Source organism: Methyloversatilis sp. RAC08 (assembly GCF_001713355.1).
Taxonomy (GTDB): domain Bacteria; phylum Pseudomonadota; class Gammaproteobacteria; order Burkholderiales; family Rhodocyclaceae; genus Methyloversatilis.
The window spans coordinates 3,446,179-3,469,401 of the sequence record NZ_CP016448.1 but is presented as its reverse complement, the minus strand read 5'-3'; the positions used below and the strand labels follow the sequence as shown (position 1 = coordinate 3,469,401).

The window sequence follows — 23,223 nt, the reverse complement described above, 5'->3', positions numbered from 1 at the left end:
GTCAGTCCATCTGCGCATGCAGATCCTGCAGCGCGTAAGTTTCTAGTTCGGAAATGCGCATGCCGGCACACGCGGCACGCGCCCCTTCAACCGTCGTGAACAGGGTCACCCGGCTGGCCAGCGCACTGGTGCGGATGGAACGCGAGTCATTGATTGCACTGCGTTTTTCATCCACGGTATTCACGATGAAAGTAATTTCATCATTCTTGATCATATCGACGATGTGCGGGCGGCCTTCATTCACCTTGTTGACCGCGGTCACCGGCAGACCGGCGGCCGCAATCGCTGCCGCGGTGCCGCGTGTGGCAGCCAGCGTGAAGCCGAGTTCGTGCAGTTCGCGCGCCACATCGACCGCCTTGGGCTTGTCGGCCGGTCGCACCGAAATGAAGGCCTTGCCGCCGCGTGGCAGCTTGACGCCGGCCGCCAGCTGACTTTTGACGAAGGCTTCGCCGAAGGTGCGCCCCACGCCCATCACCTCACCGGTCGATTTCATCTCCGGACCGAGAATGGTGTCCACACCCGGGAACTTGACGAAGGGGAACACCGCTTCCTTGACCGAGAAGTACGGCGGCACGACTTCGCGCGTCACGCCCTGATCCGCCAGCGAACGGCCGGCCATGCAGCGCGCGGCGATCTTGGCCAGCGGCAGGCCGCAGGCCTTTGAAACGAATGGAACGGTACGCGAGGCGCGCGGATTGACTTCCAGCACATAAACCGTGTCACCCGACGCATCGCGCTGAATGGCGAACTGAACGTTCATCAGGCCGACCACGTTGAGGCCGCGCGCCATCAGTTCGGTCTGGCGGCGCAATTCGTCGCACAGTTCCGGCGTGAGCGAAAACGGCGGCAGCGAGCAGGCGGAGTCACCCGAGTGCACGCCCGCCTGTTCGATGTGCTCCATGATGCCGCCGATGATGACCTGGGTGCCATCTGAAAAAGCATCGACGTCGACTTCGGTCGCATCGTTCAGGAAGCGATCCAGAAGCACCGGCGAGTCATTGCTCACCTTGACCGCCTCGCGCATGTAGCGTTCGAGGTCAGACTGCTGATGCACGATTTCCATCGCCCGGCCGCCCAGCACATAGCTCGGACGCACCACCAGCGGGTAGCCGATCTCGGCCGCCAGGCGCACCGCCTGATCTTCGGCCCGCGCCGTGCGGTTCGGCGGCTGCCTGAGCCCCAGTTCATGCAGCAGCTTCTGGAAGCGTTCGCGGTCTTCCGCGGCATCGATCATGTCCGGGCTGGTGCCGATGATGGGCACGCCGTTGGCCTCCAGATCACGCGCCAGCTTCAGCGGCGTCTGGCCGCCGAACTGCACGATGACGCCGACCGGCTTTTCGATGGCGACGATTTCCAGCACGTCTTCCAGCGTCAGCGGCTCGAAATACAGACGATCCGAGGTGTCGTAGTCGGTCGATACGGTTTCCGGATTGCAATTGACCATGATGGTTTCGAATCCGTCCTCGCGCAGTGCGAGTGCCGCGTGCACGCAGCAATAGTCGAATTCGATGCCCTGGCCGATGCGGTTCGGCCCCCCGCCCAGCACCATGATCTTGCGCGCCGACGTGGGGTTGGATTCGCATTCGTCTTCATAGGTCGAATACATGTAGGCGGTATCGGTCGCGAATTCCGCCGCGCAGGTATCCACCCGCTTGTAGACAGGGCGCACACCCAGCGTCTGCCGGTGCAGGCGCAGCGCCGTTTCGTCGCACTGGAACAGCCGGGCCAGCCGGCGGTCGGCAAATCCCTTGCGCTTGAGGTCGCGCATCGTCGCGGCGTCGACGCTCTTCAGACTGCGGCCGAAGAAGGCGCGCTCGGTCAGGATGATGTCTTCGATCTGGGCCAGGAACCACGGGTCGATCTTGGTCAGCTGATGCACCGCATCCAGGCTCATGCCGTTGCGGAAGGCCTGGCCTACGTACCAGATCCGGTTCGGGCCGGGCAGTGCCAGTTCGCGCTCCATTTCGTCAGGATCGGATTCGATCTCGTCGAAACCATAGACGCCGACTTCCAGACCGCGCAGCGCCTTCTGCATCGATTCCTGGAAGCTGCGGCCCATCGCCATCACTTCACCGACCGACTTCATCTGCGTCGTCAGACGGTCATTGGCCTGTGGAAACTTCTCGAACGCGAAACGTGGAATCTTCGTGACCACATAGTCGATCGACGGCTCGAACGACGCCGGCGTGGCACCGCCGGTGATGTCGTTCTGCAGCTCGTCCAGCGTGAAGCCCACCGCCAGCTTGGCGGCGATCTTGGCGATCGGGAAACCGGTCGCCTTGGACGCCAGCGCAGACGAGCGCGATACGCGCGGGTTCATTTCGATGACGATCATGCGACCGTCTTCCGGATTGATCGAAAACTGGACATTCGATCCACCGGTATCGACGCCGATCTCGCGCAACACGGCGATCGAGGCGTTTCGCATGATCTGGTACTCGCGGTCGGTCAGCGTCTGCGCCGGCGCCACGGTGATCGAGTCGCCGGTGTGCACGCCCATCGGATCGAGGTTTTCGATCGAACACACGATGATGCAGTTGTCGGCGCTGTCGCGCACGACCTCCATCTCGAATTCCTTCCAGCCGAGCAGCGATTCCTCGATCAGCAGTTCGCTGGTCGGCGAGGCTTCGAGCCCGCGCTTGCAGATTTCGACGAACTCTTCGTGGTTGTAGGCGATGCCGCCGCCACTGCCGCCCATCGTGAAGGACGGGCGGATGATGGCCGGAAAGCCGATGCTGGCCTGCACCTGCAGGGCTTCTTCGAGCGAGTGCGCAATGCCTGAGCGGGCAGAACCCAGGCCGATCTTGGTCATTGCACGCTTGAACTTCTCGCGGTCCTCGGCCTTGTCGATCGCTTCCTGCTTGGCACCGATGAGTTCGACCTTGTACTTGTCGAGCACGCCGTGACGGGCCAGATCGAGCGCGCAATTCAGCGCGGTCTGACCGCCCATGGTCGGCAGCAGCGCGTCCGGGCGTTCCTTTTCGATGATCTTCTCGACCATCTGCCAGGTGATCGGCTCGATGTAGGTCACATCCGCCATGCCCGGGTCGGTCATGATGGTTGCCGGATTGCTGTTGACCAGCACGACGCGGTAACCCTCTTCGCGCAGGGCCTTGCAGGCCTGGGCGCCGGAATAGTCGAACTCACAGGCCTGGCCGATGACGATGGGGCCGGCGCCGATGATCAGGATGGTTTGAATGTCAGTACGTTTGGGCATTTGTCTGTGAGGGGCTGTGGATCAGGGATAAGGGATCAGGGTGGACTTTCCGGGCGGCTGCGCCGCCCGCGTGCATCCCCGGGCCCTAGCCTCTGTCCCCTGACCCCTCCTCCATCATCTTCACGAATCGGTCGAACAGGTAGGCCACGTCGTGTGGCCCCGGGCTGGCTTCCGGGTGGCCCTGGAAGCAGAAGGCCGGACGGTCGGTCCAGGCCATGCCTTGCAGGCTGCCGTCGAACAGCGATACATGGGTGACGCGCACATTGGCCGGCAGCGTCGCCGGATCCACCGCAAAACCATGATTCTGGCTGGTGATCAGCACACGGCCGGAATCGTTGTCCTTCACCGGATGGTTCGCACCATGGTGGCCGAACTTCATCTTCAACGTTCTGGCACCCGCAGCAAGGCCCATCAGCTGATGGCCGAGGCAGATGCCGAAGGTCGGAACCCTGCGATCGAGGAAGGTACGGATGGCGGACACCGCGTAATCACAAGGTTCCGGGTCTCCCGGGCCGTTCGACAGGAAAACGCCATCAGGTTTCATCGCCAGCACCACGTCCGCCGGCGTCTGCGCCGGCACTACGGTGAGCCGACAGCCGCGGCTGGCAAGCATGCGCAGAATGTTCCGCTTGACGCCGAAATCGTAGGCCACAACATGGCGCGGCATGGCCGCCGGCGTCACGAAACCGCGGCCGAGCTGCCACTCGCCCTCGGTCCATTCGTAAGCTTCCCTGGCACTGACGACTTTCGCCAGGTCCATGCCGGACAGGCCGGCGAACGCCCTTGCCTGGGCAACGGCCTCGGCCGCATCGACCTTGCCGGCCATCAGGCAACCGCTCTGCGCGCCCTTTTCGCGCAGCACGCGGGTCAGTTTGCGGGTATCGATATTGGCGATGCCGACAATGCCCTGCTCCCGCAGATAGGCGTCCAGCGTCTGGTGACTGCGGAAGTTCGATGAACGCAACGGCAGGTCGCGAATGACCAGACCGGCGGCAAATACGCGGCTGGCTTCGACGTCTTCGTGGTTGATGCCGGTGTTGCCGATGTGCGGATAGGTCAGCGTGACGATCTGGCGGGTGTAGCTCGGGTCGGTCAGGATTTCCTGATAGCCGGTCATCGCGGTGTTGAACACCACCTCGCCCGTGGTGATCGTTTCCGCTCCGATGCTTTTGCCGTGAAAGACAGATCCATCGGCGAGTGCGAGCAGCGCGGGCGCATGGGCGGACACGTATTTACTCCTGAAATCTGTTCGGGGGACGGCGGCGCACGCAAGCGCCACATATGCGAAGCGGGAGACGCCGGTCTGGGCGCTCCCGCTGATCGTCGAATTATACCTTGCCGGTGGTGCGCCGCGCAATTTCGCGGGCGCCCCGCTGGCAGGAGCCAGCCAGGAGTCTGCGCGGCAGGCTCCTAGGCCGCGGGCGCCATCACCGCATCGCGCGCGTCGAGCAGCGCTTCGGACAACCGGGCGAGATGGACATCCACCCGCTCGTGCTGGCCGACCAGCGCCGGCATGTCGCCCAACCGGGCGCTGTCCTCGAGCTTCGATACAGCCGCTTCGGCCCGCGCTGCGCCGAATACCGACAGGGAACCCCGGAGGCGATGACAGATGCGGGCGACGCCGGCACTGTCCTTCAGCTGGATGCACACATTGAGGCCGCTGCGCAGTTCCGGCAGCTCGCCGAGGAACACATCGATCACGCGCAAGGCCATCGCGCGGTCACCTTCAAGCGTTTCCAGCGTGTGCGAAATATCGATCACCGGCGGTTCGGCCGGCTCCGCATCGACGACCAAACCGTTGAAATCGGTATTGACCGGCGTGCCGTCGGATTCGCTGCGCGACAGCACACGCTCCAGCGTCGCCAGAAGTTCGTCCGCCTTGACCGGCTTGCTGATGTAATCGTCCATGCCCTCTTCCAGGCACAGCTCGCGGTCACCCTTCATTGCATTGGCGGTCATCGCGATGATGGGCATGTGCTGGACGTTATCGGTATCGACCACCCAGGAACGTCGCTGCTCGCGCGCACGGATGGCGCGCGTCGCCTCGATGCCGCCCATGACCGGCATCTGCACGTCCATCAGCACGACCTCGAAGTGGTCGCGCTCCAGAAGATCCAGCGCTTCCTGACCATTGGACGCGACCGTTACGACATATCCCGCGCGTTCCAGCGTCCGCACGGCAACCAGCTGATTGACCGGATTGTCTTCGGCCAGCAGCACACGCCGCTTGCGCGCCCTGCCGATACCTTCGTGCGCCAGCGAGCGCTCGATATCGAGGTCGCCAATGGCAAAAGCGAAGTCGTCCATTTCCGCTGCAAGGTCGTCCGGCTGGGTCGCGAGTGCCTCGGCCAGCGCGCCGGCAAGCTCGTTGGCCGAAAACGGCTTGTGCAGGCGGCCGCGCACACCTAGCGAGCGGGCGTGCGCGTTGTCGGCCGCCTGATTGGAACCGCTGAACATCATCACGACGCGGTTGAGCCGGTTCGGCCCCTCGCAGAAGGCGGAAATGAAATCGAAGGCGTCGGCATCCGGCAAGGTGCGGTCAACCAGCAGGATGTCAAAGGGGCGCCCTGATTCATGTGCCTGCTTGAGTGCCTGGCGCGCCGCCTGAACCGAGTTGACCGCCAGCGCCGAGGCGCCCATGTCGCCCAGCATGGCCGCCACGACGCCGCGTGATGGCAGGTGGTCTTCGATCAGCAGCACATGGCGACCCGCGAAGCGGCGAAAGTGCGCCGGCAGCGTGGCCTGTTCGATCACCGTGCCGCGCAGCGTGAAATGAAAGGTCGAACCCTGCCCGGGCACGCTGTCCAACCACAGACGCCCCCCCATCAGGGACACCAGACGGTTGCAGATGGCGAGTCCGAGCCCGGTGCCACCGAAACGCCGCGTGGTTGACGTGTCGGCCTGCGCAAACGCTTCGAACACCACGGACTGCTTCGCGGTGTCGATGCCGATCCCGGTATCGCGCACCCAGATGTGCAGTTCGACCTCGCTACCGCAGCCGACCGGTGTACCTGTCGTCTCGCAGCCGATCTCGATTTCACCGCGCGAAGTGAATTTGACGGCATTGCCGATCAGATTGACCAGAATCTGCCGCAGGCGCCCGGGGTCGCCGAGCATGCGCACCGGCAGATCGGGCGACAGGCGGCAGTACATCTCCAGCCCCTTGTGCTGCGCCGCGATGGCAAGGCCGCGCGCAGCGTCGCCGACCACTTCCCCGACCGAATGCTCGACCTGTTCGATGGCGAGCTTGCCGGCCTCGATCTTCGAAAAGTCGAGGATGTCGTTGATGATGACCAGCAGGGCATCCGCCGAGGTCTTGATGGCACGTACGTATTCGGCCTGTTCGCTGTCGAGCGAGGTATCGAGCATCAGTTCGGACATGCCCATGATGCCGTTCATCGGGGTACGGATTTCGTGGCTCATGTTGGCGAGGAAGTCGCTCTTTGCCCGACTGGCCGCTTCCGCCTTTTCCTTGGCCAGCAGCAGTTCTATTTCGGCCTGCCGGCGAGCGTCGAGCTGGCCGAGATAACCCGATACCCGGATGACGCGGCCGCGTTCGTCGCGCTCGGTTGCACCGGCTTCCAGCCTGACCCAGACCGTACGGCCGTCGGCATGGCGGACCCGGCAGTCCAGCGAGGCATCGTCCGCCATGCTGACCAGCCGGTCTTCGAGCCACTGGTCGAAGGCGGTGGTTTCGTCGGCATGCACGATGTCGCGCCATACCGGAAGCGAGTCCGGCAGATCGGTCGGCCCGTAACCCAGTGCTGCCTTGAACTCCGCCGAAACTTCGAAACGCGAGCTCGCGGGCGCCCACTGCCAGCGGTGGCGCGAGGCATCGGTCGTGTCACCCGCTTCGAGCAATTGGTCGATGCGCTGCAGCGACTCTGCCAGCGCAGCGGCAGACGGCGTGCCGGCAAGCCATTGCGCGATTGCGGCTTCATCGATCGATGGCAGACCGAGGTGCTGCAGCAACAGGGAGGACAGCGCTGGGTGCATGGAAATCCGGGGCAGGTGGAACCTGCTGAATTAACGGCCGTACAACGGCGGGCTGAAGAACCGGGGGGCGAACGGCTCGGTAGCCACTGCTCAGCGCAGTCCCAGCACGTCCTGCATGTCGTACAGACCGCTATCCCGGCTGACCAGCCAGCGCGCGGCGCGCAGGCTGCCCAGCGCATAGGGCATGCGACTGGCTGACTTGTGGGTGATTTCGATGCGCTCGCCAAGACCGGCGAACAGCACGGTGTGATCACCGACGATGTCGCCACCGCGTATCGTGGAAAACCCGATGGTCGTGTCCTGCCGCTCGCCGGTATGCCCTTCGCGGCCATAGATGGCGCAGTCGGCCAGCGAACGGCCAAGCGCATCGGCCACCACTTCGCCCATGCGAAGCGCGGTACCGGACGGCGCATCGACCTTCATGCGGTGATGCGCCTCGATCACTTCCACGTCGTAGCCGCTGTTCAGGATGCGCGCAGCCACGTCGAGCAGCCGGAACACCGCATTCACACCGACCGCCATGTTCGGCGCGAACACGATGGCGATGTCGCGCGATGCCTCGACCAGCCGCGCGCGCTGCACGTCGCTGAAGCCGGTCGTGCCGATGATCATCTTTACGTTGTGACGCCGGCAGGCATCGAGGTGGGCCAGCGTGGCTTCCGGACGGGTGAAGTCGATCAGGAAATCGGCCCCGGCCAGGGCCGCATCGACATCGCTGCTGATCGGCACGCCGGCCGGGCTGCCGAGGAAGGCGGCCGCGTCTTCGCCGATGGCGGCCGAGTCCGGACGGTCAAGGGCCGCGACCAGACGGGCGCCTTCATCACGCGACGTCGCTTCTATCAGCATGCGGCCCATGCGGCCGGATGCCCCGGCGATCGCTATGCGCATCGGTGACATGGAATCCTTTCAAACGTGAAATGTGCCGCGATGACTCCGCGTCGGGTCATTTCGGCGCAACGACCTCGCCCAGATCTATCGTGCGGGTACGCGGCGCCTCGGGCTGATTCAGATCGGCTTCTTCCGCACCCACCACGTCGCCACCGAGGCTGACCAGCTTGTCATCCTCGAAATAGACGATCAGGCGGCGCTGCTGGGTGTCTTCCGGCTTGTTGCCCGGCTTGAAGTAGTAAAGATAGTCCCAGCGGTCCGGATGGAATACGTCGGCCAGCATCGGCGACCCGAGCACGAAACGCACCTGGTCGCGCGACATGCCGGGCTTGAGCTGGAAAGCCATTTCCTGCGTCACCAGGTTGCCCTGTCGGATATCGATGCGGAACGGGTTAAGACGATTGGTCACATCGAGCGTCGACGGCACATTGGTGCATCCCGCGAGCACCGGTAAAAGGGCGGCAAGAACATAGCGGACAACTACCACGGGGGCGAAGGACATCGCTGGACGGGACTCGGTTAGGGCTTCGGGCAGATCAGCCCGTTCGCGGCGCGACGCCGGACGGGAGACGAAAGTCTATATTATAGCGACCTTGATATTGCCGTCAGCCTTGCCCATGAGCGCAAACTCGCACAACCTGAAGAACATCGGCCTGAAAGCCACCCTGCCGCGACTCAAGATCCTCGAGCTGTTCCAGCGCGCGGATGTGCGCCACATGAGCGCGGAAGACGTCTACAAGGCGCTGCTGCAGGAAGACATGGACATCGGTCTGGCCACCGTGTATCGCGTGCTGACCCAGTTCGAGCATGCCGGTCTGCTGGAACGCCACTTCTTCGAATCCGGCAAGGCGATGTTCGAGCTGAACGAAGGTCACCATCACGATCACCTCGTCTGCATCCAGTGCGGCAAGGTGGAAGAGTTCTACGATGCCGAAATCGAGCGCCGCCAGATCAAGGTCGCCAAGGACCACGGCTTCGCGGTGCACGACCACGCACTGACGATTTTCGCCAATTGCACGACCGAAGCCTGCCCGAACAAGAAGAAGCCGCAGCGCGAACCCGGCCGATCCGAACCGGGTTGATCAGTTCGCCGGGCGCTCGCCCAGCATTTCCTTCGCGTGCGCCCGCGTCGTTTCGGTGATGATCTCGCCGCCCAGCATGCGTGCGATTTCCTCGATCCGCGCCGCGGCATCGAGCGCGTTCACCGCACTGACTGTCTGACCCGCCAGGCTGCGCTTGGCAATTGACCATTGCCAGTCGGCGCGGGCTGCGACCTGGGGCAGATGGGTGACGCACAGCACCTGGCGCGCCTTGCCCAGCCGCGCCAGCTGACGCCCCACCACCTCGGCCACCCGGCCACCGATGCCGACATCGACCTCGTCGAACACCAGCGTCGGCGTTCCGCTGCGCGCGCTGGCGATCACCTGTATCGCCAGTCCGATGCGCGACAATTCACCGCCCGACGCGACTTTCGCCAGCGGTGCCAGCGGCTGCCCCGGATTGGCAGAAACACGGAACTCGATCTCTTCCAGTCCGGTGGCGGACGGTTCAGCCAGCGGTTGAAGTGCGACTTCGAAGCGGCCACCCTGCATCGCCAGTTCGGCCATGGCTGCAGTCACCTCGGCCGACAGGCGCGCGGCCACCGGCTTGCGCGCGGCTGACAGCCGTGTCGCCGCCTGCAGACAGGCGGAGCGCGCTGCATCGCGCGCCTGCTCGAGCCGGGCTGGATCTGCGTCGGCAGCCAGCCGGTCGAGCTGCAGCTGGCTGTCGGCCAGAAGCGACGGCAGATCGTCCGGTGCGCAGCGGTACTTGCGTGCCGCGCCGAGCACGGCCGCGATGCGATCGTCTGCACGTGCCAGCGCAGCCGGGTCCGCATCGAGCCGATGTGCATAGGCGCGCAGCGCGCGTGCGGCTTCGCCAACCTGGGCCGAGGCCGAATCAATCAGGCTGCAGCATTCGCCCAGCGCGGCATCGAAACCCTGCAATCGGCCCAGCACGGCAGCGATGTGAGCGAGTTGCGCATCCAGCGCCACCTCGCCTTCCTCCAGCAACGCGAGCGCCTCGGCACTGCCTTCGAGCAGTTGCGTGACATGTGCCAGCCGACTGTGTTCCTGCTGCAGCGCCGCCCAGGCGGCGGGTTCGAAAGCCAGTGCAGTGAGCTCATCGACCAGCCACTGCATGCGTTCGCGCTCGCGCAGCGCCGCATCACTGTCCTGCACGGCGCGCACCAGCGCTTGCTCGCGCGCCTGCCATTCCCGATAAAGCCTCGTGACTTCAGCGACTTCGGCCTGCAGTCCGGCATGCTGGTCGAACAACTCGCGCTGCGCCGATTCGCGCATAAGGGCCTGGTGCGCATGCTGGCCGTGGATGTCGACCAGCAGTCCGCCCAGTTCGCGCAGCTGGGCGATGCCGGCCGGCGCGCCGCCTATCCAGGCGCGCGAACGGCTGCCGCTGTCGATCACCCGTCGCACGATGACCCGGTCGCCGTCGCATTCGAAATCCTGCGCAGCCAGCCAGTCGCGCGCCGGACTGTCCGGTGCCAGCATGAATTCGGCCGACAGCTCCGCGCGCTCCCGTCCGAGCCGCACGACCGATGCGTCGGCGCGCGCGCCGAGCAGCAAGCCGAGCGCATCGACGAGGATGGACTTGCCGGCCCCGGTTTCACCGGTCAGCGCACCGAAGCCGGCCGAAAAATCGAGTTCGAGCTGGTCGACCAGGATGAAATCGCGGATGAAAAGGCGTTCGAGCATGCAGCGCAGTGAGGATTCGGATCGGTGATGTAAGTCGGGCGGAACGGGAGAAGCTCAGGCCTCTTTCGGCGCTTCGCTCCAGCGGAGCTTTTCGCGCAGCATGGCAAAGTAGCTGTAGCCGGGAGGATGCATCAGGGTCACGCAATGGGGTGATCGCTCGATGCGCAGACAGTCGCCACCCTGCAGATTGAAATGTTCCTGGCCGTCGAAATGGGCGCGCGCGTCATGCCGCAGAAACAGCCGGACATCGAGTACCGAACTGTCACTGAGCGCAATCGGTCGCGACGACAAGGCGTGCGGGCACAGCGGAACGATGAGCATGCTTCCGAGCGACGGATGCACGATCGGGCCGTTGGCCGACAGCGAATACGCAGTCGAACCGGTCGGCGTGGAAATGATCAGCCCGTCGGAGCGCTGGCTGTATACGAATTCGTCGTCCACCCGGACTTCGAACTCGATCATGCGGCCCAGGTCGCCCTTGGACAGCACGACATCATTGAGCGCCAGCGCCGAAAAAACCGACTCCCCGTCACGCAGCACGCCGGCCTGCAGCAGCGCACGGCGCTCGCGGGTGAATTGCCCTGCCATCAGGGCTTCCATCGCCGACAGCATGTTGGATCGGGCGACATCGGTCAGAAAACCCAGTCTGCCCTGATTGACGCCGACCAGCGGCACATCGTGCGGCGCCAGCTTGCGGGCCGCGCTGATCAGCGAACCATCGCCGCCGATCACCACCGCCAGCCCGGCGCGGCGGCCGATGCCGTCGAATGCAGCCGGCTCGAAATCGTTGCCGGACAAGGCATCTGCCGAATCCTGCTCGATCAGCACTTCGCGGCCGGAATCGCGCAGCCAGTGCGCGAGCGTGCGCATCGATTCGCCCACTTCCGCGCTCTGGTACTTGCCAATCAGGGCGACGCAGCCGAACGACGGTGGGGTTTTATCCATCGCCGAATTAAACCACAAAGGCCGCGATCGACCGCGAAGCCGACGAGAGCGGGCCGGCCTGTGTCAATATCCGGGCCTGACACCGTCGCACCCGCGGCACCGTTCTAGAATCTGAAGCCGGAAGCGTACCCAAACCGCGAAGTCATGCTCGAAGACCGCTCCAGACTGCTGCTCAAAACCCTGGTCGAACGCTACATCGCCGACGGCCAGCCAGTCGGCTCCCGCACGCTTTCAAAGTATTCGGGACTGGACCTGTCGCCGGCCACGATACGCAACGTGATGTCGGATCTGGAAGAACTGGGCTTCATCACCAGCCCGCACACCTCGGCCGGACGCGTTCCGACGCCGCGCGGCTACCGGTTCTTCGTCGACAGCCTGCTGTCGGTGCAGCCCCTGGAGCCCGGCCAGATCAGCGAATTGAAGGGCGAACTGCGCCCGGCCGATCCGCGCGTGCTGGTCGGTCAGGCCTCGCAACTGCTGTCGCAACTGACCCATTTCGCCGGCATTGTGGTGGCACCGCGCCGCCAGATGGTGCGCATCCGCCAGATCGAATTCCTCAGCCTGTCCGACAAGCGCATCCTGCTGATCATCGTGACGGATCAGGGCGAGGTGCAGAACCGCATCCTGCTGACCGAGCGCAATTTCTCGCCGGCCGAACTGGTCAGCGCGGCCAATTTCCTGAACCAGAATTATGTCGGTTTCGATTTCGAGGAAATCCGCGGCCGGCTGCAGGCGGAACTGAAAAAGCTGCATGGCGATCTGACGTCGCTGATGGCGGCTGCGCTGCAGGCGGGCAACGAGGCCTTTTCCGGCGACAAGGGCCAGTACGTCATTTCCGGCGAACGCAATCTGCTGGCGGTGGATGATCTGGCATCGAACATGTCCCGTCTGCGCGAGCTTTTTTCGCTGTTCGACCAGCGCACCCAGCTGGCCAGTCTGCTCGATCTGTCTCAGCAGGCAGAAGGCGTGCAACTTTTCATCGGCGGTGAATCCGGCCTGGCACCGCTCGACGAATGCAGCGTGGTCACCGCGCCCTACGAAATACAGGGTCAGGTGGTCGGCAGCGTCGGCGTGATCGGACCGACCCGCATGGCGTACGAGCGCGTCATTCCGATTGTCGACGTCACCGCCAAGCTGCTGTCGAGCGCGCTCAGCCAGACCTGACCCGAACCACCCGAACCGGGCGCGCCATGGATGCGCGCACCGCAACCCCAACGAGCCCATGTCACGATTCAACGCCGAACCGACCTACACCCATGGCCAGCCCGCGCGCACCGGCGTGTTGCTGGTAAACCTCGGCACGCCCGACAAGCCGGATGCCCCGTCGCTGCGGCGCTACCTGAAGCAGTTCCTGTCGGACGACCGCGTGGTCGAGATCCCGAAGGCCGTGTGGTGGTTCATCCTGAATGTCATCATCCTGAATGTGCGGCCGAAACAGTCAGCCGAAAAGTACGCCTCGGTGTGGACCGATGAAGGCTCGCCGCTGCGCGTGCATACCGAACGCCAGGCCAAGTTGCTGCGCGGCTGGATGATTGCCGAAGGTCAGCCCGACATCGATGTGCGATTTGCCATGCGCTACGGCAATCCGGCCATCGGCGACGTGCTGCAGCAGATGAAGATGGATGGCTGCACGCGCATCCTGATGCTGCCGATGTATCCGCAGGCGGCATCGAGCACGACCGGCTCGATGATCGACGAACTGGCGCATACGCTGCTGCGCTGGCGCAATCTGCCGGAGCTGCGCTATCTGCGTGCCTTCGCGGCAGACGCAGGTTACGTTGGCGCGCTCGCGGCCAGCGTGCGCGAACACTGGGCGAAGAACGGCCGGGCGGACAAGCTGGTCATGTCCTTCCACGGTGTGCCGCACTTCCATCTGGAACAGGGCGACCCCTACCACTGCGAGTGCCACAAGACCGGCCGCCTGCTGGCCGAGGCGCTCGGGCTGGCGAAGGATCAGTATCTGGTCACCTTCCAGTCGCGCTTCGGCAAGGCACGCTGGCTCGAACCGTACACGCAGCCGACGCTTGAGAAGCTCGCCGCGGAAGGCCTGCAGAGCGTGGACGTGATCTGCCCGGGTTTCGTCGCCGACTGCCTGGAAACACTGGAGGAGATCGCGGTGGAAAACCGCGAAGCCTTCATCGGCAAGGGCGGCAAGACCTTCCAGTACATTGCCTGCCTGAACGAGCGTGCCGACTGGATTGATGCACTGGGCCGCATCGTGCGACGCGAACTGGGTCACTGGTGGGACGAAGCGAGCCCGGTCGCCGATCAGCTGGCGCTGCAGGCCGAACGCGCGAAGTCTTTCGGTGCGCCGAAATAGCGGCGCACTGCCCGGCTGGAGACAAAGAAAAAGGCGACCCCCGGGTCGCCTTTTTCTTTCGCTGACCGAAGGTCACGCAGCGCGCGCTTCGGCCACCGGCGTTTCGTCGTTCTTGGCACGGCGCGGGCGACCGCGGCGCGATGCGCCGGGATCGAACTGGCCGTCGAGCTTCTTGAGCGCGTCCTTGCGCGCCTTCAGTGCCATCTTGAACGCACCTTCTTCGCCGTACTTGTTGACCGAGAATTTCACCCGCTTGCGCCGGCCCGACGGCAGTGGCCATGAAGCCACCCAGAACCAGCGCTGTTTTTCTTCCGGCATGTCGCGCGTTTCCGACGCACAGTAACGGCACACCCCGACGACGCCGGAGCGATTGTTCTTCTTGACGATGCTCGAATATTCCCGCAGCGAAAACGGCGGAAACTTTGCAATGATGTCGTCCCGGAACTGCTTGGCAGCGGTGAACGCCTTCTGCTTGCCGCCGAACACGCCATCGCTGAAGTGCTTGCGGTGTATCACGCCACGTCGCTGGATGGTCACGAGCCAGCCATGCGTCCGGCTGGCTTCGTTATCCACGCGGCTGATGCCATAAACTGAATTGCGGCTCAAGGTCGGTCTCCTTCCGATCAGCACCGGGTTGGCCGGGTGCCTGTGAGGAGAGTTTCGGCCTGCAGGATCGAAACTTTAGCGGCCTGAGCGGCTGCGTTTCACGATGAAACAGACAGGTCGTGACGTGGGTCCGGACCGCGAAGCGGCGTCGTTCAGCGACGGAGCGGCGGATCCGGTGCCAGTTCGAGATCAAGCCCCACACCAGCGACGCAGAAACCGGACTCTGTCGGCAGCATGACTTCCTCGCCCTGGGCGGCGAGGGCGGTATTGGCGCGGATCAGACGCTGCACGACGGTACTGATCAGCTGGCCGCGGAAATGTTCGAGACATTCCTCGGACGCGAGCGTCAGCGCCGACGGATTGATTTCGAGGAAGGTGATCTGGGTGGTGGCGATCACCGTGGCCGACCGGCTGACATGCTTCGGATCGAGATAGCCCATCTCGCCGACCACGTCGCCGGTACCCAGTTCGGCGAGCAGGCGGCCACCGACGCTGACCTGGACCTGCCCCGACACGATGAGGCCGAAGCGGTTGTCGGTGTCGCCTTCGCGCATCATCACGGCGTTCTCGGCAAACTGGCGCCAGCCGGAAAAACGCAGCACCTCCCACACCTCGACATCGTCGAATTCGGTGAAGAAAGCCATCTTGCGCAATATGGTGAAACGGGTGGTGTCTGGGGGCCGGTAGTTGTCGTCGAGCAGCTTGAAGCGTACCGACGACAGATCCTTCGCGAACTCGGCGCCGTTCTTGTAGCGCGAGTACAGATCCTTTTCGAGCGCCTTGCGGATCACCCGGTCCATGCCTTCGGGCACTTCCGGATTCAACTGCGACGCGGATGGCGGATCGGCGTTGATGATCTTGTAGATGAGCTGGGCCGGATGCTTGGCGCGGAAGGGCAGCCGCCCGGTCAGCAGGTGGAACAGCACCACGCCGAGCGAATACAGATCGGTCTTCTGGTTCAGCGGATAACCCTTCACCTGTTCCGGGCTCATGTAGGCCGGCGAGCCCACGCCCATGATGAAGGTCGAATCCTTGTCGTTTTCCTTTGCGACATTCAGCGCCAACCCGAAATCGGTCACCTTCACGAGGTCGTTGGCGCCGATCAGGATGTTGGCCGGCTTGATGTCGCGGTGCACGACGCCCTGCTTGAATGCGTAGTCGAGCGCCATGCAGCACTTGAACACGATGCTGACGGCGCGCGGCAGCGGCAGCATCTTGTTGAATTCGCAGTAGTGATCGAGTGCTTCGCCCTCGATGTACTCCATCACCAGATAGGCACGCCCCTCTTCCACCTGGGCGTCGAAAATGCGGATGATGTTCGGGTGGTTCAGCTTGGCGGCGATCGCCGCCTCGGTCAGGAACAGCTTGCGCATGCGGCGCGACCATTTGCCCTGATCGCGGTTCTTGTCGCCGAAATCGACCAGCTTCACGGCGACCAGCTCTTCGATGTCATCGGCCTTGCATAGGTATACGGTGGCCGTTGCGCCTTTGCCAATTTCCCGGATAACCCTGTATTTGCCGATGCGATCAAGCATGCTTGCAGTGCGATGGAGGCGTCATGAACAGCAGCAATGATAGGGCATCGGCCGTAAACGAACAAAAGCACTTCCCGGTACCGACCTGAACCGGTGCGCGGTCTGCGGCTTAATGGCAACAGATCCCGGGGCAGGAACCATGCGGATCGACAGGGCTTGAAAACGCCCGACGACGGCCCCAAGTGCATCGGGTCCGAAAGCCAGAGGAAATCGCTGCATGACCGATCAGACCCCGCAAGACCTGCCGAACACGTTGCCGGCCGATGCCGCAGCGGCCGCCGACACGCAGGCACCCGTTGCAGACCAGGCGCTCGCCGCAGCCGAACTGAAGGTGGCCGAACTGCAGGACGCCTTGCTGCGCGCCAAGGCCGAAACCGAAAACATGCGTCGCCGCGCAGCCGAGGATGTGCTGAAGGCAGGCAAATTCGGCGCCGAAAAGTTCGCCAACGCCATGGTGCCGGTCAAGGACAGCCTTGAGGCAGCGCTCGCCGACCACTCGTCCGACGTGGCCACGCTGCGCTCCGGTGTCGAACTGACGCTCAAGCAGCTGCAGCAGGCCTTCAGCGGTGCGGGCATCGAGGAAACCGATCCGCTGGGCGAGAAGTTCGATCCGCACCGTCATCAGGCGATCAGCCAGATCGAGGCGCCAGGCGAGCCGAATCACGTGGTCCAGGTGCTGCAGAAAGGTTATCTGCTGCATGAACGCGTGCTGCGCCCTGCTCTCGTGATCGTTTCCAGGGCGGCCAGCTGAAAGACCCCTTGAAATGTGGGCGAATGCGCCCACATTTCACGCCAGGCGGTCAATTCGCTCCCGACACACACACTTATATATAGAGGACCCCGAACATGGGAAAAATCATCGGCATCGATCTGGGCACCACCAATAGCTGCGTGTCCGTCATGGAAGGCGGCAAGCCCAAGGTGATCGAGAATTCGGAAGGCGCACGCACCACGCCGTCCATCGTGGCCTACACCGAAGACGGTGAAATCCTGGTTGGCGCCTCGGCCAAACGGCAGGCGGTCACCAATGCCGCGAACACGCTGTTCGCGGTCAAGCGCCTGATCGGTCGCCGCTTCGAAGAGAAGGAAGTCCAGAAGGACATCGCGCTGATGCCCTACAAGATTTCCAAGGCCGACAACGGCGATGCCTGGGTGGAAGTGCGCGGCAAGAAGATTGCACCGCCGCAGGTGTCGGCCGAAGTGCTGCGCAAGATGAAGAAGACCGCCGAAGACTATCTGGGTGAAGAGGTGACCGAAGCGGTCATCACGGTACCCGCCTACTTCAACGACAGCCAGCGCCAGGCCACGAAGGACGCGGGCCGCATCGCCGGTCTGGACGTCAAGCGCATCATCAACGAGCCGACCGCAGCGGCACTCGCCTTCGGCATGGACAAGAAGCCGGGTGATTCGAAGATCGCCGTGTATGACCTGGGCGGCGGCACGTTCGACGTGTCCATCATCGAAATCGCCGACGTCGATGGCGAACACCAGTTCGAAGTGCTGGCCACCAATGGCGACACTTTCCTCGGCGGCGAAGACTTCGACCAGCGCATCATCGATTACGTGATCGACGAATTCAAGAAGGATCAGGGCGTCGACCTGAAGAAGGACATCCTCGCGCTGCAGCGCCTGAAGGAAGCCGCCGAAAAGGCCAAGATCGAACTGTCGTCGGGCGCGCAGACCGAAATCAACCTGCCCTACATCACCGCCGATTCGACCGGCCCGAAGCACCTGGCGATCAAGATCACCCGCGCCAAGTTCGAGTCGCTGGTGGAAGAGCTGATCGAGCGCTCGATCGAGCCGTGCCGCATCGCGATCAAGGATTCGGGCGTCAAGGTCAGCGACATCGACGACGTCATCCTGGTCGGCGGCATGACCCGCATGCCCAAGGTGCAGGAACGCGTGAAGGAGTTCTTCGGCCGCGAACCGCGCAAGGACGTGAATCCTGACGAAGCCGTCGCAGTGGGTGCCTCGATCCAGGGCGGCGTGCTGCAGGGCGACGTCAAGGACGTGCTGCTGCTCGACGTGACCCCGCTGTCGCTGGGCATCGAAACGCTGGGCGGCGTCATGACCAAGATGATCCAGAAGAACACGACGGTGCCGACCAAGTTCTCGCAGACCTTCTCGACCGCCGACGACAACCAGCCGGCGGTGACCATCAAGGTCTATCAGGGCGAGCGCGAAATGGCCAGCGGCAACAAGTCGCTCGGCGAATTCAACCTCGAAGGCATCGCGCCGGCACCGCGCGGCCTGCCGCAGATCGAGGTGACCTTCGACATCGACGCCAACGGCATCCTGCACGTCGGCGCGAAGGACAAGGCGACCGGCAAGGAAAACAAGATCACCATCAAGGCGAATTCCGGACTGTCGGAAGACGAAATCCAGAAGATGGTGAAGGACGCTGAACTGCACGCCGAAGATGACCGTCGTGCCCGCGAGCTGGCTGACACCCGCAACCAGGCTGACGCGCTCGTGCATTCGACGCGCAAGGCGCTGACCGAGCACGGCGACAAGGTCGACGCCGGCGAAAAGGAAGCGATCGAAGCCGCGCTCAAGGAGACCGAAGACGCGATCCGGTCGGGCGACAAGGAAGCGATCGAAGCCAAGAGTGCCGCATTGTCGACCGCCGCGCAGAAGCTCGGCGAAGCGATGTACGCGCAGCAGCAGGCGGCAGCCGGTGAAGCCGGCGGCGCGCCGGGCAGCTCGGGCAAGGACGACGGCGACGTGGTCGATGCCGAGTACACCGAAGTGCACGACAAGAAGTAAGCTGCGCGACTTCCGGTTGCCGATGGCGACCTGACCGCCGGGGCACAGAGAGGCAGGGTCGCACCCTGCTCCTCTGTGCCTTGGCGTATCTGTGGTGATAACGAATGGCAAAACGCGATTTTTACGACATTCTCGGCGTCAATCGGGACGCATCCGACGACGAGATCAAGAAGTCCTACCGCAAGCTGGCGATGAAGTACCACCCGGACCGCAATCCGGACAGCAAGGAAGCGGAAGACAAGTTCAAGGAAGCCAAGGAGGCTTACGAAATCCTGTCGGATGGGCAGAAGCGCGCCGCCTATGACCAGTACGGCCACGCCGGTGTCGACCCCAACATGGGTGGCGGCGGTGGTGCAGGCCCCGGTTTCGGTGATGCCTTCGGCGACATCTTCGGCGAAATCTTCGGCAATGCGGCCGGACGCGGCCGCGCTGGCGGCGGTCGCAGCGGTGTCTATCGCGGTGCCGATCTGCGCTACAACCTGGAAATCACGCTCGAAGAAGCGGCCCGCGGCACCGACACGCGCATCCGCATTCCGACCATGGACGAATGCGGAACCTGCGATGGCACCGGTGCGAAGCCGGGCACCAAGCCGGTCACCTGCACGACCTGCAATGGCGTGGGACAAGTGCGCATGCAGCAGGGCTTCTTCTCGATCCAGCAGACCTGCCCGAAATGCCACGGCACCGGCAAAATGGTGAAGGACCCGTGCGGCACCTGCCATGGCGCAGGTCGCGTGAAGTCGAGCAAGACGCTGCAGGTGAAGATTCCGTCCGGCATCGACGAAGGCGACCGCATCCGGTTGGCTGGCGAAGGCGAACACGGCCAGGGTGGCGGCCCGGCCGGCGATCTGTACGTGCAGATCCACATCAAGCCGCACAGCGTGTTCCAGCGCGAAGGTGACGATCTGCACTGTGAAATGCCGATCGGCTTCGCCACCGCGGCACTGGGCGGCGAAATCGAGATTCCGACGCTGGAGGGCGCCGCCAAGATCAAGATTCCGTCGGAAACCCAGTCCGGCAAGGTGTTCCGCCTGCGCGGAAAGGGCATCAAGGGCGTGCGCAGCAGCACCCCGGGCGATCTGATGTGCCACGTGGTGGTCGAGACGCCGGTCAACCTCACGGCACGGCAGCGCGAACTGCTGAAGGAATTCGACGACATCAACCTGAGCGACGAAGCGAGCCACAGCCCGCGCGCCAAGTCGTGGATGGACAAGATGAAGAATTTCTTCGCCGGCTGAGCCCCGGCGCTGCCGTTTCGGGCAGCCGGAAATGAAAACGCCCGCGTCATGCGGGCGTTTTCATTTTGCTCGCGTCAAGGCGAGGCCCGGATCACGCGACCAGCTTTTTCTCGATCTGATCCTTGACCGCAGAAAGGGCCGGCGGCAAACGGTTCTGCAGGCGCGAGAACAGCTCGTTGTGCAGCTCGATCTCCTGCTGCCAGGCTGCGCGATCGATCGAGGTGATGCGTTCGAACAGTTCGCGGCTGAAATCGACCCCGGTCCAGCTCAGGTCGTCATAGCGCGGCGTGGTGCCGAACAGGTGCTCGATGCCGTTCGCCTGGCCCGCCACGCGGTCGAGCATCCACTTCAGCACACGCATGTTCTCGCCGAAGCCCGGCCACACGAACTTGCCGTTCTCGTCGGTACGGAACCAGTTCACGCAGAAAATGTGCGGCAGCGTCTGGCCGCTGGCTTCGATGCTCTGACCGAGCTTGAGCCAGTGACTGAAGTAGTCGCTCATGTTGTAGCCGCAGAACGGCAGCATCGCAAACGGATCGCGCCGAACCACGCCCTGCTGGCCAGCCGCCGCGGCGGTCGTTTCCGACCCCATCGTGGCCGCCATGTAGACGCCCTCGACCCAGTTGCGTGCCTCGGTCACCAGCGGCACCGTGGTCGACCGGCGGCCACCGAAGATGAAGGCCGAGATCGGCACGCCGGCCGGGTTGTCCCAGGCCGGGTCGATGACCGGGTTCTGCGTCGCCGCGACCGTGAAGCGCGCATTCGGATGCGCCGCCTTGGCACCGGTTTCCTTCGCGATGGCGGGCGTCCAGTCGCGGCCCTGCCAGTCGATCAGGTGCGCTGGCGGCTCCTTGGTCATGCCTTCCCACCACACGTCGCCGTCATCGGTCAGCGCGACATTGGTGAAGATGGTGTCGGACGCGAGCGACGCCATGCAGTTGGCGTTGGTGTTCTGGTTGGTGCCCGGTGCCACGCCGAAGTAGCCGGCTTCCGGGTTGATCGCGTACAGACGGCCGTCCTTGCCAGGCTTGATCCAGGCAATGTCGTCGCCGATGGTGGTGACCTTCCAGCCCTCGAAACCCTTGGGCGGAATCAGCATCGCGAAATTGGTCTTGCCGCAGGCGGACGGAAAAGCCGCCGCGACGTAGTGCTTCTCACCCTGCGGATTTTCCACGCCGAGGATGAGCATGTGTTCGGCCAGCCAGCCCTGGTCGCGGCCCATGGTCGATGCGATGCGCAGTGCAAAGCACTTCTTGCCGAGCAGTGCGTTGCCGCCGTAACCCGAGCCGAAACTCCAGATTTCCCGCGTTTCCGGGTAATGAACGATGTATTTGGTGGCGTTGCACGGCCACGGCACATCCTTCTCACCTGCCGCCAGCGGCTTGCCGACCGTGTGCACGCAGGGCACGAAGTCACCGTCGCTGCCCAGCACGTCGTACACCGCCTTGCCCATGCGGGTCATGATGCGCATGTTGACCGCCACATACGGCGAGTCGGACAGTTCGATGCCGATCTGCGAAATGTGCGAACCGAGCGGGCCCATCGAGAACGGCACGACGTACATCGTGCGCCCGCGCATGCAGCCGCGGAACAGGCCGGTCAGCGTTTCGCGCATCTGCGCCGGCGCCATCCAGTTGTTGGTCGGGCCGGCATCTTCCTCACGCGCCGAGCAGATATAGGTGCGGTCTTCGACGCGCGCGACGTCGGACGGGTCGGACAGTGCGAGATAGGAATTCGGGCGCTTGACCGGATCGAGGCGCTTCATCGTGCCCGATGCGACCATGTCGGCACACAGACGGTCGTACTCTTCTTCCGAACCGTCGCACCAGAAGATGGCATCGGGTTGGGTGAGCGCCGCCACTTCGGCGACCCATGTGACCAGCTTGCGGCTCTTGACCCATGCCGGAACGGGTATTTCGCCGGAGCGGATCTGCTCGGGCGACAAGACGACTTTCATGCGACGCTCTCCATAAACCACACTGGACGGTACGCGGCAGCTGCCGCGTACCGTCCGGTTCAACCGTTTGAACGAAACCCGCATCAGGCCGGGTAGGCCCATGCATCGGACAGGTACTGGCGCAGGCGGGGTGACCTGCGCCTTCCTTTCGGAGGTCGCACTTTATAGATAACGGCATCTTATGTCTGCTATAAGAATCACGAATGCTGCGATTCTCTTGGCGCCGGCAGGCGTGTGGCAGACGGCGCCGCAGCGCGGATCAGTCCTCTGCGGGTGGTGCGACGAGCGCTTTGAGTCCCGCCCGATCGATCAGCCAGTGGTAGCGGCTGTCAGGCGCGTCGGACAGAAGATTGCTGCGGCGCAGGATGCCGAGCGCGCGGCTTGCCGATTCCGGCGCAGCACCGAGAATGGCGCCGATGTCTTCCAGACTCAGTCGGATGGCCCGACCCGGTTCGACATCATCGGCAAGGCGCAGCAGCAGGCGCACGACCCGGGTTTTCACGTCGGCGTGACCTGCCGTCAGTTCGGCCAGCCAGGCGTCAGCTTCAGCCAGCGCGGCATGCCAGTGTTCAAGCAGGGGTTTCTGCAGGCGCGGCGTATCCCGGTTGAGCCGCTCGACGAGCACACGCGGAATGCGGCACAGCGCGACCGGTGACAGCGCAATCGAGGTGTGGTCATAGGCCGGACTCACCAGTGCTTCGAGACCGAACACGTCACCGCGACCCAGGATGCGCAGGATGCGCTGGGTGCCGTCCGCCCCGTAGCGCACCAGCTTGACTGCACCGCTGCGCACCGTGAACAGCCACTCTCCGTGCGCACCTGCGTGATAGATGACTGCGCCGGACGGGTAATCGAAGTCGTCGATCTGGTCGTGCAGAAGCGCGAAATCGGACTCGACAAGATCGGCAAACAGTGCGCTGCGGCGCACGCCGCATTTCTGGCAGTCGCTGTGGCCGTGCCAGGCCGACTTGATCGTGATCGCGCGCACCCTACCCCCGGTGAAAT

General features: G+C 63.8%; 17 protein-coding genes. 6 read left to right on the top strand and 11 right to left on the bottom strand.

Annotation, left to right across the window (positions count from 1 at the left end; genetic code table 11):
- Position 1: 1 nt before the first annotated feature.
- The 5 genes from carB to BSY238_RS15715 all read right to left on the bottom strand — a co-directional run bounded on the left by carB (position 2) and on the right by BSY238_RS15715 (position 8,603).
- Positions 2 to 3,217: a carbamoyl-phosphate synthase large subunit gene (gene carB, locus BSY238_RS15735; RefSeq protein ID WP_069039978.1), complete on the bottom strand. Its 3,216-nt coding sequence runs from the start codon at positions 3,215 to 3,217 to the stop codon at positions 2 to 4.
- 85 nt (positions 3,218 to 3,302) lie between these two features.
- Positions 3,303 to 4,445, bottom strand: a complete 1,143-nt coding sequence (carA, locus tag BSY238_RS15730) for a glutamine-hydrolyzing carbamoyl-phosphate synthase small subunit (protein ID WP_069039977.1) — start codon at positions 4,443 to 4,445, stop codon at positions 3,303 to 3,305.
- A gap of 182 nt (positions 4,446 to 4,627) precedes the next feature.
- The gene (locus BSY238_RS15725; RefSeq protein WP_069039976.1) at positions 4,628 to 7,213 is read right to left on the bottom strand and encodes a response regulator; all 2,586 of its coding nucleotides are present in this window, start codon (positions 7,211 to 7,213) and stop codon (positions 4,628 to 4,630) included.
- A gap of 90 nt (positions 7,214 to 7,303) precedes the next feature.
- Positions 7,304 to 8,101 (bottom strand): 4-hydroxy-tetrahydrodipicolinate reductase, encoded by a 798-nt coding sequence (gene dapB / locus BSY238_RS15720; RefSeq protein WP_083224072.1) that lies wholly within the window; start codon positions 8,099 to 8,101, stop codon positions 7,304 to 7,306.
- A gap of 55 nt (positions 8,102 to 8,156) precedes the next feature.
- Positions 8,157 to 8,603, bottom strand: a complete 447-nt coding sequence (locus BSY238_RS15715; protein WP_190295033.1) for an outer membrane protein assembly factor BamE — start codon at positions 8,601 to 8,603, stop codon at positions 8,157 to 8,159.
- 115 nt (positions 8,604 to 8,718) lie between these two features.
- Here BSY238_RS15715 and fur point away from each other — a divergent pair, with 115 nt between their 5' ends.
- Positions 8,719 to 9,183 carry a ferric iron uptake transcriptional regulator gene (fur, locus tag BSY238_RS15710; protein WP_069039973.1) on the top strand — a complete coding sequence of 155 codons (465 nt, stop codon included), beginning with the start codon at positions 8,719 to 8,721 and terminating at the stop codon, positions 9,181 to 9,183.
- Here the strand turns inward: fur and recN are convergent, their stop codons facing one another.
- Positions 9,184 to 10,851 carry a DNA repair protein RecN gene (gene recN / locus BSY238_RS15705; protein ID WP_069039972.1) on the bottom strand — a complete coding sequence of 556 codons (1,668 nt, stop codon included), beginning with the start codon at positions 10,849 to 10,851 and terminating at the stop codon, positions 9,184 to 9,186.
- 54 nt (positions 10,852 to 10,905) lie between these two features.
- Complete coding sequence (locus tag BSY238_RS15700) at positions 10,906 to 11,796, bottom strand: NAD kinase (RefSeq protein ID WP_069039971.1); 891 nt, start codon at positions 11,794 to 11,796, stop codon at positions 10,906 to 10,908.
- Positions 11,797 to 11,940: 144 nt separating this feature from the next.
- On the opposite strand from BSY238_RS15700, the gene hrcA reads away from it, so the two are divergent.
- Both hrcA and hemH read left to right on the top strand, forming a co-directional pair.
- The gene (hrcA, locus tag BSY238_RS15695) at positions 11,941 to 12,960 is read left to right on the top strand and encodes a heat-inducible transcriptional repressor HrcA (RefSeq protein ID WP_069039970.1); all 1,020 of its coding nucleotides are present in this window, start codon (positions 11,941 to 11,943) and stop codon (positions 12,958 to 12,960) included.
- A 58-nt stretch (positions 12,961 to 13,018) separates the two neighbouring features.
- Complete coding sequence (gene hemH, locus BSY238_RS15690; protein WP_069039969.1) at positions 13,019 to 14,116, top strand: ferrochelatase; 1,098 nt, start codon at positions 13,019 to 13,021, stop codon at positions 14,114 to 14,116.
- A gap of 72 nt (positions 14,117 to 14,188) precedes the next feature.
- Here hemH and BSY238_RS15685 read toward each other — a convergent pair whose 3' ends face one another.
- A complete protein-coding gene (locus BSY238_RS15685) occupies positions 14,189 to 14,722 on the bottom strand; it encodes an AP2 domain-containing protein (RefSeq protein ID WP_190295032.1) in 534 nt (177 codons plus the stop codon).
- Positions 14,723 to 14,874: 152 nt separating this feature from the next.
- A complete protein-coding gene (locus BSY238_RS15680) occupies positions 14,875 to 16,257 on the bottom strand; it encodes a serine/threonine-protein kinase (RefSeq protein WP_069039967.1) in 1,383 nt (460 codons plus the stop codon).
- Between the two features lie 217 nt (positions 16,258 to 16,474).
- Here BSY238_RS15680 and grpE point away from each other — a divergent pair, with 217 nt between their 5' ends.
- From grpE to dnaJ, 3 genes are all read left to right on the top strand, one after another.
- A complete protein-coding gene (gene grpE / locus BSY238_RS15675) occupies positions 16,475 to 17,008 on the top strand; it encodes a nucleotide exchange factor GrpE (RefSeq protein ID WP_069039966.1) in 534 nt (177 codons plus the stop codon).
- 95 nt (positions 17,009 to 17,103) lie between these two features.
- On the top strand, positions 17,104 to 19,023 hold the full coding sequence (gene dnaK / locus BSY238_RS15670) for a molecular chaperone DnaK (RefSeq protein WP_069039965.1): 1,920 nt from the start codon (positions 17,104 to 17,106) through the stop codon (positions 19,021 to 19,023).
- A gap of 104 nt (positions 19,024 to 19,127) precedes the next feature.
- Complete coding sequence (gene dnaJ, locus BSY238_RS15665) at positions 19,128 to 20,261, top strand: molecular chaperone DnaJ (protein WP_069039964.1); 1,134 nt, start codon at positions 19,128 to 19,130, stop codon at positions 20,259 to 20,261.
- A 91-nt stretch (positions 20,262 to 20,352) separates the two neighbouring features.
- Here the strand turns inward: dnaJ and BSY238_RS15660 are convergent, their stop codons facing one another.
- Together BSY238_RS15660 and BSY238_RS15655 are read right to left on the bottom strand one after the other, a co-directional pair.
- Entirely contained in the window at positions 20,353 to 22,218 is a 1,866-nt protein-coding gene (locus BSY238_RS15660; RefSeq protein WP_069039963.1) for a phosphoenolpyruvate carboxykinase (GTP), read from the bottom strand.
- 259 nt (positions 22,219 to 22,477) lie between these two features.
- Positions 22,478 to 23,206, bottom strand: coding sequence for a Crp/Fnr family transcriptional regulator (locus tag BSY238_RS15655; protein WP_069039962.1), 729 nt, complete (start codon positions 23,204 to 23,206; stop codon positions 22,478 to 22,480).
- Between the last annotated feature and the right edge of the window lie 17 nt (positions 23,207 to 23,223).